This is a genomic window from Streptomyces sp. 13-12-16, from assembly GCF_002114215.1.
Classification (GTDB): domain Bacteria; phylum Actinomycetota; class Actinomycetes; order Streptomycetales; family Streptomycetaceae; genus Streptomyces.
In genome coordinates, this window is record NZ_NCTE01000520.1 from 1 (window position 1) to 9958 (window position 9958).

A 9958-nucleotide genomic window follows, 5' to 3' on the forward strand; every position below is an offset into this window, starting at 1 on the left:
CGACGGGCGCCCGCTGTACGAGACCGCCGAGCGCGCGCCCGCGCCGGAACCGGCGAACGGCTTCGCGGCCGCCTACCGCGCGGTGTCGGCGCCCGGCCGGCCGCCGGCCGGACAGACACCCCTCACCGACGCGACCTCCCGCATGGAACTGCCGCTGGACATGCAGCCCACGGAGGCCATCCCGCGTGTGGACGGCCCCTCCAGCACCTCGGGCAACTGGCCGGTCCCGTCCCCGCCGCCGGTCGGCGAGGCCCCGCCGTCGGCGTACGACCCGCTCCAGGACACCGGATACACCATCCCGGCCTATGACAATTCGACCGCCTCCGGGTTCGGTTCGAGTGATGTGTACGACACCGGTGAGACGAACGGCCTCTACAACACGTACAACCCGAGTGACACGTACAACAGCGGTCCCGTCCCCGCACCGAACCCCGGCGCGTCGTCGTCCTACGACTTCGACGCACCGGGTTCGGGCGAATCCTGGAACACACCGAACACGCCGTCCGGAGGCTTCAATTGAGTCCTCCCCCGACAACAGCAACGGAAGAGTCGCGGGTGCCTGGCCCTCGCGACGCACGGCAGCCGGACCACCCGGTCAAGTGGTCCGTCCGCCGCCTTCGGGGTGAAACCCCGTTTCCCGCCCTGCCACGCAGGAGCCCGATTCCTCCCCCGGCCGAAGCCGGGGGCATCCTCGGAGGTCGCCGGTGAACGAGGCCCTGCCCGACGTACCCGAAGTCCGCGTGGTCGGGCTTCCCCAGCTCACGTCGGGCTTCGACCTTGTGGACCGGCTCGATCTGCCCATGCACCTCAAGGTGCACGGGCCGCTCGAGCCGCTGGGCGGTGAGCAGCTCGCGCAGCTCGCCGAACGCATCAACCTCAGGGGCCGCGGCGGCGCGGGGTTCCCCTTCCACAAGAAGCTGCGCTCGGTCGCCGAATCGGCGATCAAACGCGGCGTGCGGCCGGTCGTCGTCGTCAACGGCAGCGAGGACGAGCCGGCCTGCCGCAAGGACACGGTGCTGATCAACCGTGCCCCGCACCTCATCCTGGACGGCGCGCTCCTGTGCGCCGAGGCCATGGGTGCCCGCACGCTCGTGGTGGGGGTCACCCGGGAGTCCACCCAGCGCTCCATGGAGGCCGCGCTCGCCGAACGAGGCCTGAACAACGGCCGCCGCTCCGCGCTGCGCGCCCGCGTGCAGCGCAACCCGGTCCGCATGGTCACGGGCGCGGCGGCCTCCCTGATCCGCTCGATCGACGGCGGCCCGGCGATCCCCCCGGGCCGCAAGACCAGCGCCTCGAAGAACGGCGTCGGCGGCGCGCCCACGCTGCTGTCCAACGCCGAGACCTTCGCCCAGCTCGCCATCGCCGCCCGCATCGGCCCGGAGCGCTACGGCAACACCGGCCTGTACGACGAGCCGGGCACCGTGATGCTCACGGTGTCGGGGGCGGTGGCCCGCCCGATGGTGATCGAGGCACCGACGGGTGTGCCGCTGCGCTACATCCTCCAGCTCGCCGGGGCTCCCCCGGTGCCGCAGGGGGTGCTGACGGGCGGCTACCACGGCAAGTGGATCGACGCGGCGACCGTCAACGAGGCGATCGTCTCCCGCAACTCCCTGGATGCCGTGGGCGGTGCGCTCGGCGCCGGGGCGATCCTGCCGATCAGTCAGGACACCTGTCCGCTGGGCGAGTCGCTGCGGGTCGCCCAGTGGCTGGCGGAGGAGAGCGCCGGCCAGTGCGGCCCCTGCTACCTGGGGCTGCCGGCCGCCGCGCGCGGTCTGGAGGACATCCTCAACGGCGGCGGTCCCGCCGCCCTGGAGGCGGTCAAGCAGGTCGCCAAGAACGTGAAGCGGCGCGGGGCGTGTTCGCACCCGGACGGCTCCGCGATGTTCCTGGAGTCGACCATCAGGGCGTTCACCGACGACCTCGCCGCGCATGTCCTCGGCAACGGCTGCGGACGGCCCGTGGCGGGCGTCCTGCCGCTCTTCGAGGGGGGCAGGGCCCCTACGGGCATCCCGGGCGGCGGAGGCGAGGAGAACGGGCCCAGCCGCCAGAAGATCTACGTCGACTGGACGCTGTGCCGGGGCCACGGCCTGTGCGCGGACATCCTCCCGGAGGTGTTCCAGCTCGGCGCGGACGGCTTCCCGACGGTGGCTCAGGCACAGGTGCCGCGTTTCGCGGAGGCGAAGGCGCTGCGGGCGGTGCGCCGCTGCCCGGCGCTGGCCCTGCGCATCGAGGACGAGTCGCCCCAGGCCAAGGCGCCGTCCCGCAATCTGCCGGTGCTCTCGCAGGGGCGCGGCCGGCGCGCCCTGGGCCGCTGAGACGGGTCCCGGGCCGCCACGGCGGCCCGGGACGACGAACAAGGACCGGGACGACGAACAAGGACCGGGACGACCGGCGAGGCCCAGGACGGGCAGTGAGGTCCCGGACAACCAGCGAGGGCGGATCATCCGTTCGGATGATCCGCCCTCGACTTCTGTGGAGCTAAGGAGAATTGAACTCCTGACCTCCTGCATGCCATGCAGGCGCTCTACCAACTGAGCTATAGCCCCTTGCTTTCACGCGGCGGAGCCGCGTGTCGTTCGTGTCGCCCGGTTTCCCCGGCGGCGACGCCAACTTTACACGGTCGACCCGGGCCAACACCAAATCGGTTTCGCTTCGCTCGCCTATGTCCCGAATTTCCCCTGCCGGGGTCACGCGGTCACGAACGAATAGAAGCGCTTGAGCGTGCAGTGCTCCTCCAGCAGCCGGCCGTAGATCGGCTCCCCCTCGAGTTCGCGGTACGTCTCGATGGGGTCGCCTTTTATGATCAGCGCCCGCGCGCATTCCTCGCACCAGTACTGGTAGTCGGGGTTGAGCGGCTCCATGTCCCGGACGATCGGCGTCCCGCTGCCGCACCAGTCGCACTTCCGCCTGTGTGCACCCATCGGTCAGCTCCAGCTGTGGCCGCAGGCCGTGCACACGTAGGAGATCCCGCCGTTGTCGCCGAGCACCTGGGCGACGTGCGCGGAACCGCAGGAAGGGCAGCTGAGGCGGGTAGAGGTCCGTCGCGTCGACACCGCTCCGAGGAGGTGGTCGACCTCCTCGAGGATGCTCGCAGGCATCACAACTCCCTCCCGTCGGGCCGCGCCCCCTTCCGGCCGTTTGATTCTGCCACGACCGGGCCGACACGGTCAGCGACGCCGTGGTACCGGTCGGGACACGGCTCGGCACCTCGCAGGGGTATACGCCCGCGAGAGCCGTCCTGCTCAACGGCGGACAACAAAAGATCCCGCCTCCCTGGGGGAGGCGGGATCTTCGTCATGTGGAGCTAAGGAGAATTGAACTCCTGACCTCCTGCATGCCATGCAGGCGCTCTACCAACTGAGCTATAGCCCCTGGTTGCCACGTGAGGCGGCTTCCTGGTGTTCCCTCCCGCTCGGCGGGGCGAACAAGAAGAACTCTAGCCTGTGACCTGCCGGAAAGTGAAATCCGGGTCCCGGGGCGTCCCGGGGCCGGATCGAAGCACTCTCAGTCGTCGTCGCCGAGCACCGGTTCCGGCAGGGTGCCGGCGTTGTGCTCGAGCAGCCGCCAGCCGCGGGCGCCCTCGCCGAGGACGGACCAGCAGCAGTTGGTGAGACCGCCCAGGCTCTCCCAGTTGTGCGGGTCGAGTCCGAGCAGCCGGCCGATGGTGGTGCGGATGGTGCCGCCGTGGCTGACCACGACGAGCGTGCCGTCCCCGGGGAGCTTGTCGACGTGCCGCAGCACCACGGGGGCGGCGCGGTCGGCGACTTCGGTCTCCAGTTCGCCCCCGCCCCGGCGGACCGGCTCACCGCGCTTCCACGCGGTGTACTCGTCGCCGTACCTGGCGATGATCTCGTCGTGCGTCAGGCCCTGCCAGACACCCGCGTAGGTCTCCCGCAGGGCCTCGTCGAGGGTGACGTCCAGGCCGGTGAGCGCGGCGAGCTCGGCGGCGGTGGCCGCGGCCCGCTTCAGGTCGGAGGCGACGATCGCGTCGGGCTTGAGCCCCGCGAGGAGGCGGGCGGACCGGCGGGCCTGGGCGACGCCGGTCTCGGTGAGCTCCACGTCCGTGGAGCCCTGGAAGCGGCGCTCCACGTTCCAGGACGTCTGGCCGTGCCGCCACAGGATGATGCGGCGGCCCCGGCGCGCGGACCCGCCCACCTCACCGGTGGCGCTCACCACTCACCGTCCGGCTGCGCGGCCTCCTCGGCCTCCTGGAGCTTCGCGTGCTCGGCGGCCTTGCCGCGGGTGGCCTTGGCGTCCTCGGGCAGCTCCAGCTCGGGGCAGTCCTTCCACAGCCGCTCCAGGGCGTAGAAGACGCGCTCCTCGCTGTGCTGGACGTGGACGACGATGTCGACGTAGTCGAGCAGCACCCAGCGGGCCTCGCGGTCGCCCTCGCGGCGGACCGGCTTGGCGCCGAGCTCCTTGCTGAGCCGCTCCTCGATCTCGTCGACGATCGACTTGACCTGGCGGTCGTTGGGCGCGGAGGCCAACAGGAAGGCGTCGGTGATGGACAGCACGTCACTGACGTCGTAGGCGACGATGTCGTGCGCGAGCTTGTCGGCGGCCGCCTGGGCGGCGGTGGTGACGAGCTCGAGGGAACGGTCGGTTGCGGTCACTGCGAGGCTTTCGGTCGGTGGACACTTGACCTCAAGGGTCTCACGGACCGCCGGGCGCACCCTCCGTGATGACGGAGGGTGCGCCCGGGGCGCGCTACGAGCCGGGGTCGTAGTCCTGGCCGAGGACGACCGAGACGCGGGCGTTGGCGGAGACCTCGCCCTTGGTGACGGAGCCGGCGGGCAGTCCCAGGGTCTTGGCGACCTCGGTGGCGTTCTCCTTCTCGGCGGCGTCGGCGTAGACCACCTTCGAGCTGGTCTCGGCGGTGCCGGCGGTGCCCGCGTCCCGGAAGGTGAAGCCGCCGTTGAGGAGCACCACGCGGGCCTTCTCGGTGTTGTCCTTCGTCCCGGTGGCGTTGCGCACGGAGACGCTGACGGCGGCGTCCTTGTCGGGGCTCTTGGCGGTGCCGCCGAGGACGTCCTTGACGACGCTGTCGCTCGCCTCCGCGGTGAGCGTGCCGTCGTCCTGCACGGGTAGCAGCGCGCTCTTGTGGTCGCCGCCCTTGGCGCGGTCGGAGAGCCGGGCGAGGAAGGAGCCGAGGTCCTTGTCGGTGAGCGGCGGCTCGATGATCTGCCCGAGGGTCTGGACGGTGGTCGTGGCGGCGTCCGGGTCGGAGGTCATCTTGCGCAGGACGCCGTGCAGGACCTGCCCGAACCGCTCCAGCTGGGCGTTCTGGGCCTCGCCGGAGCCGCGGTGGGTGGCGTAGGCGACGGCCATCTTGCCGCTGAGGGTCTGGTCCTTGCCCTTCTTGACCAGGGGCGCCTCGCCCTTCTTCTCGGCGTCCGGGTCGGGCACGTCGGTGTCGGTGTCGATCTCGATGTTGCCGACGAGGTCGACGAGGGTGAGCAGGAAGGGGGTGTCCAGCCGCCAGGTGCCCTCGATGTCGGTGCCGAGGACGGTGTCGAGGGCGGTCCTGGTGCCCTCGGAGCCGTCGTCCTCGACCGACTTGGCGAGCGTGGTGGTGGTGCCGTCGTCGGCGGTCAGGGTGAGGGAGTTGGGCAGCAGCACGGTGGTGCCCTGCTCGGTGGTGGTGTTGTCGACCAGCAGGGCGGTGGCGGTGCCGCCGTCGGTGGTGTCGTGCAGGTGTACGACGATGACGTCCCGCTTCTGCGCCCCCGCGGCCGTCGTGGTGCCCGTGCCGGAACCGGAGCCGGACAGGCCCGGCAGCTTCCCGGCGTACCAGAGGTAGCCGACGCCGCCGGCCGCGACCAGGGCGAACACCACGACGAGGGCGATGATCCGGCTGCGGGCGCGGCGCTTGGCCTCCTCCCGGCGCTCGGTGCGGTTCTCGGTGAACTTCATCCAGTCGATGACGTCCTCGGAGTCCCCGTCGGGCTCCTCGACGAAGGCGAACTGCTCGGTGCGGTACTCCGGTGCGGGCCCGTCGGGGTCCTGCTCGTCGTCGGCCGGGCCGGGCTGCTGCGGGATGTGCGCGGTCTGCTCGGTGACGCGGGGCTGCTGCCCGGTGTGCGCGGACTGCGCGGTCTGCCCGTAGGGGTCGTACGGGGTGCTCTGGCCGCCCTGGCCGCCCTGCTGGGTGCCGTAGGGGTCGTAGGAGTCGTAGGACGGCGCCTGCGGCTGCTGCGGGGCCCCGGTCCCGGTCCCGGTCCCGTAGGGGTCGTACGAGGGCTGCTGGTGCCCGCCCGTGTGGTACGGGTCGTAGCCGTAGCCCTGCTGCGGGTAACCGTCGTACTGCTGGCTCTGCTGGATCTGCTGGTCCGTGGCCTGGCGGTAGACAGGCCGGCCGTACTCGTCGTAGCCGACGAGCTCGTACGGGGCGCCGCCCCCGTCGGCCCCGTATCCCGCGTCGTATCGGTCGTTCACCGGTGCCCCTCTCGGCTCACTCGCCGCGGTACAGCTCGCGCTTGTCGATGTAGCGCACGACTCCGTCCGGCACCAGGTACCAGACGGGTTCTCCCTTGGCGACCCTCGCACGGCAGTCCGTGGAGGAGATGGCGAGGGCGGGGACCTCGACGAGCGAGACACCGCCCTCGGGCAGGCCCGCGTCGGTCAGGTGGTGGCCGGGCCGGGTCACGCCGATGAAGTGCGCCAGGGAGAACAGTTCCTCGCTGTCGCGCCAGGTGAGGATCTGGGCGAGGGCGTCGGCGCCGGTGATGAAGAACAGGTCGCTGTCCGGATTGAGCGCGCGCAGGTCGCGCAGGGTGTCCGTGGTGTAGGTGGGGCCGCCGCGGTCGATGTCGATGCGGCTCACCGAGAACTGCGGGTTCTCGGCGGTCGCGATGACCGTCATCAGATAGCGGTCCTCGGCGGCGGACACCGCGCGGTGGCTCTTCTGCCACGGCTGGCCGGTGGGGACGAACACCACCTCGTCGAGGCGGAACTGCGCGGCGACCTCACTGGCCGCCACCAGGTGCCCGTGGTGGATCGGGTCGAAGGTGCCGCCCATCACGCCGAGACGGCGCCTGCCCTGCCGCGCCGGGCCGTTGCCGGGGCCGGTAGGCATGTCCTGCTCTCCCATGCGTGCAGACCCTACCGGCCCGGCCTGAACACCCCGTCCGCCAGGGCGGCCGGCGGGAGGCTCAGCGGTCGCGGTTGAAGCGGGTGGTGATCCACAGCAGGAGCAGCAGGACGAACAGGGCGCCGCCGCCGGTGAGGTAGGGGCTGAGGCTCTCGTGGTTGCCGCTGTGCTCTCCGCCCTCGGCGGCAAGGGTGGCGAACTGGGCAGCGGTGCTGTGGATGCTCATCTTCGGCAGGACCTATCGCGTGTGGGCGGGACAAGGACGTCGGCTCATCGTATGCGGGCGCCTCCGCGTCGATCACGCCGACTCCGCCGTTGCGGGCCCGGTGGCGGGCGGAAGGAACCTTCTCCGCCGCTCAGTCGTCCTTCCGGCTGTAGCCGCGCGACAGGAACCACGCGGTGAGCGCACCACCCGCCACCATCACGATCAGAAGCACCCGGAGCAGGATCCCCGCGCCTCCTCGGCCGTCCCGTCCGCCCGTCCCCGGTGACTCCGCCCGGGCTGGGCCTCGCCTCGGGGGAGCGAAGGGCCGTACAAGGATCCGCGAAGGATCACTCAGACGCACATGGGGGATACATGTCCGACGGCCATCAGCACAACGGGCACGAGAGCGTGCCGAGCAGGCAGCGCAGGCGCTTCCCCGGGATCTCCACGCGGGCGTACGAGCATCCGGCGGATCGTTCCGCGCTGGTGGCGCTGCGCAAGCTGACCGGTTTCGACACGGTCTTCAAGGCGCTGAGCGGCCTGCTGCCCGAGCGCAGTCTGCGGCTGCTGTTCCTGTCCGACTCGGTACGGGTCTCGGACCGGCAGTTCGCCCACCTCAACGACATGCTGCGGGACGCCTGCTACATCCTGGACCTGGAGAAGGTCCCGCCGATGTACGTCAAGCAGGACCCGAATCCGAACGCGATGTGCATCGGCCTGGACGAGCCGATCATCGTGGTGACCACGGGCCTGGTGGAGCTGCTCGACGAGGAGGAGATGCGGGCGGTCGTCGGGCACGAGGTCGGGCACGCGCTGTCCGGGCACTCGGTGTACCGGACGATCCTGCTGTTCCTGACGTCGCTGGCGGTCCGGGTCGCGTGGATCCCGCTCGGCAATGTCGCGATCATGGCGATCGTGACGGCGCTGCGGGAGTGGTTCCGCAAGTCGGAGCTGTCCGCGGACCGCGCGGGGCTGCTGGTCGGACAGGACCTGCAAGCCTCGATGCGCGGCCTGATGAAGATCGCGGGCGGCAACCACCTGCACGAGATGAACGTGGACGCGTTCCTGGAGCAGGCCGAGGAGTACGAGGCGGGGGGCGACCTGCGCGACTCCGTGCTGAAGATCCTCAACGTGCTGCCCCGCTCGCACCCGTTCACCACGGTGCGGGCGGCCGAGCTGAAGAAGTGGGCGGCCACCCGCGACTACCAGCGGATCATGGACGGTCACTACCCGCGCCGCGACGAGGACAAGGACGCCTCGGTACGGGACTCCTGGCGGGAGTCGGCCAGCAGCTACGCGGACGAGGTGCGCAACTCCAAGGACCCGCTGATGAAGCTGGTCAGCGACATCGCGGGCGGCGCCGGAGACCTGGGCGGCCGGGTCCGCCGCGGCTTCGGCGGTTTCACGTCCTCGGAGCCGAGGCCGCCGAAGCCGGGCACGCCGTCGGGCACGGAGGACGACGAGCCGCCGCGCGACAGCGCGTAGGTCCGCCCGGCCCCGGGCCGGCGGACCACGGTGGTCGTCGCCCCCGCCGCCCCTTCCCGTCCCGGCCCGGGGCTCCGCCCCGGGACCCGCTCCTCAAGCGCCGGAGAGGCTGGATCTCAGCCTCTCCGGCGCTTGAGGAGGGGCGAAAGAACCCTCTCGGACCCGTAGCGGCCGCCCCGCGCTCACAGTCTCGGCTGGGCGCCCGGTGCCAGGGCGCCGCACAGGGCCGGGGCGCCGCCCGTGGCGTACGGGTCGGTGGCGGTGGGGGTGGTCTTCTCCGCCGTCTGGCCCGCCAGCAGCGGGCGCAGCCGGGCGGTGGAGTCCTCGGCGCAGGAGAGCGGACCGGCCTGGACCTGGGCGACGACGAGTTCCGCCTGGTGCAGGCGCAGGTCGTCGCGGTCGAAGCGGAAGTGCAGTTCGCGCCGGACGGTGAACAGGGACGCCTCGGCGTCCGGGCCCGTGCCGGCCGGGCGCAGCGCGTAGACGAACGTGTGGTCCGTGGTGACCTCGAGGGTGGAGGAGTCGGTCTCGGTGGCCCGCATGGTGCCCTGGACCCGGATCTCGCGGTCGACCAGCCGCACGCGTGCGGGGTCGAAGCGGACCAGCCATCCGGTGGGCGCGTGCCGTCCGTCGGCGGTGGGCCGGTCGAAGCTCCGGTCGAACTGGTCCAGCTGCCCGGGGTCGAGCAGCGCCCGTACGGGCCGGGTCTCGCCGCCGGTGAGCACGCCCGGGTCGAGGGCGGACCGCACGAGGTAGTCCTTGGCGGTGAGCAGCGCGGTCACCACCTGGCCGTCGGAGAAGTGCGCGGTGCTCCGGGACGCCGGGAGCGGCACCCCCTCGGCGCCGGGCCGGAACTGCGCCGCCGGACTGTGCGCGTACAGCCGTTCGACGTCGGCGGTGCCGGGGACCCCGCCCCGCGGGGCGAGCGGGATGACGGTCATCCGCAGCGGCTCGGCGGGGTCGTCGGCGGCGGGGTTGCGGTAGGGGTGGCGCAGGCCCATGTAGACGGCGGTGCCGAAGGCCACGGCGATCAGCAGGACCAGGACCAGCGCCTGCCGGGACAGGCCGCCGCGGCCGCGCGGCGGGCGGCGGCGCACGGCGGGCGCGTGGTCGGTGATCCGCTGCTCGGCGGAGTACTCCTGGAGCCGGGCAGCGCGGACGAAGGACTCGTCGAAGAC

Annotated in this window: 10 protein-coding genes, 2 tRNA genes and 1 pseudogene; 3 read left to right on the plus strand and 10 right to left on the minus strand. The window is 71.7% G+C overall.

Annotated features, from left to right (window positions below; genetic code table 11):
* A pseudogene (locus B7767_RS20935) lies at window positions 1-520 on the plus strand (cytochrome b/b6 domain-containing protein); the annotation flags it as partial.
* A gap of 184 nt (window positions 521-704) precedes the next feature.
* The gene (locus tag B7767_RS20940) at window positions 705-2315 is read left to right on the plus strand and encodes an NADH-quinone oxidoreductase subunit NuoF family protein (RefSeq protein ID WP_085573545.1); all 1611 of its coding nucleotides are present in this window, start codon (window positions 705-707) and stop codon (window positions 2313-2315) included.
* A 158-nt stretch (window positions 2316-2473) separates the two neighbouring features.
* On the opposite strand, the gene B7767_RS20945 is transcribed toward B7767_RS20940, so the two are convergent.
* The 9 genes from B7767_RS20945 to B7767_RS46485 all read right to left on the minus strand — a co-directional run bounded on the left by B7767_RS20945 (window position 2474) and on the right by B7767_RS46485 (window position 7316).
* Window positions 2474-2546: transfer RNA gene (locus B7767_RS20945), tRNA-Ala, on the minus strand.
* A 141-nt stretch (window positions 2547-2687) separates the two neighbouring features.
* Entirely contained in the window at window positions 2688-2921 is a 234-nt protein-coding gene (locus B7767_RS20950) for a hypothetical protein (RefSeq protein WP_019523121.1), read from the minus strand.
* 3 nt (window positions 2922-2924) lie between these two features.
* Window positions 2925-3098, minus strand: coding sequence for a hypothetical protein (locus B7767_RS44760; RefSeq protein WP_006136075.1), 174 nt, complete (start codon window positions 3096-3098; stop codon window positions 2925-2927).
* 201 nt (window positions 3099-3299) lie between these two features.
* Window positions 3300-3372: transfer RNA gene (locus B7767_RS20955), tRNA-Ala, on the minus strand.
* A gap of 132 nt (window positions 3373-3504) precedes the next feature.
* The gene (locus tag B7767_RS20960) at window positions 3505-4173 is read right to left on the minus strand and encodes a histidine phosphatase family protein (protein ID WP_085573551.1); all 669 of its coding nucleotides are present in this window, start codon (window positions 4171-4173) and stop codon (window positions 3505-3507) included.
* Window positions 4170-4613, minus strand: coding sequence for a ribosome silencing factor (rsfS, locus tag B7767_RS20965; RefSeq protein ID WP_085573546.1), 444 nt, complete (start codon window positions 4611-4613; stop codon window positions 4170-4172). Before rsfS ends, B7767_RS20960 begins: the two co-directional genes overlap by 4 nt.
* A gap of 94 nt (window positions 4614-4707) precedes the next feature.
* A complete protein-coding gene (locus B7767_RS20970) occupies window positions 4708-6435 on the minus strand; it encodes an LCP family protein (RefSeq protein ID WP_085573547.1) in 1728 nt (575 codons plus the stop codon).
* Window positions 6436-6451: 16 nt separating this feature from the next.
* Window positions 6452-7090, minus strand: a complete 639-nt coding sequence (gene nadD / locus B7767_RS20975) for a nicotinate-nucleotide adenylyltransferase (RefSeq protein ID WP_030858189.1) — start codon at window positions 7088-7090, stop codon at window positions 6452-6454.
* Between the two features lie 61 nt (window positions 7091-7151).
* On the minus strand, window positions 7152-7316 hold the full coding sequence (locus tag B7767_RS46485; RefSeq protein WP_179167223.1) for a hypothetical protein: 165 nt from the start codon (window positions 7314-7316) through the stop codon (window positions 7152-7154).
* Window positions 7317-7667: 351 nt separating this feature from the next.
* Here B7767_RS46485 and B7767_RS20985 point away from each other — a divergent pair, with 351 nt between their 5' ends.
* Window positions 7668-8780: a M48 family metallopeptidase gene (locus B7767_RS20985; protein WP_085573549.1), complete on the plus strand. Its 1113-nt coding sequence runs from the start codon at window positions 7668-7670 to the stop codon at window positions 8778-8780.
* Window positions 8781-8962: 182 nt separating this feature from the next.
* On the opposite strand, the gene B7767_RS20990 is transcribed toward B7767_RS20985, so the two are convergent.
* The coding region (locus tag B7767_RS20990; protein ID WP_085573550.1) for a hypothetical protein at window positions 8963-9958 on the minus strand (996 nt) is incomplete at its 5' end.

Bases quoted from the DNA above. Each gene is read 5' to 3' on its own strand.
- B7767_RS20985 (WP_085573549.1), top strand. From the start codon at position 7,668: ATGTCCGACGGCCATCAGCACAACGGGCACGAGAGCGTGCCGAGCAGG.
- B7767_RS44760 (WP_006136075.1), bottom strand. From the start codon at position 3,098: ATGCCTGCGAGCATCCTCGAGGAGGTCGACCACCTCCTCGGAGCGGTG.
- B7767_RS20950 (WP_019523121.1), bottom strand. From the start codon at position 2,921: ATGGGTGCACACAGGCGGAAGTGCGACTGGTGCGGCAGCGGGACGCCG.
- B7767_RS46485 (WP_179167223.1), bottom strand. From the start codon at position 7,316: ATGAGCATCCACAGCACCGCTGCCCAGTTCGCCACCCTTGCCGCCGAG.
- nadD (WP_030858189.1), bottom strand. From the start codon at position 7,090: ATGGGAGAGCAGGACATGCCTACCGGCCCCGGCAACGGCCCGGCGCGG.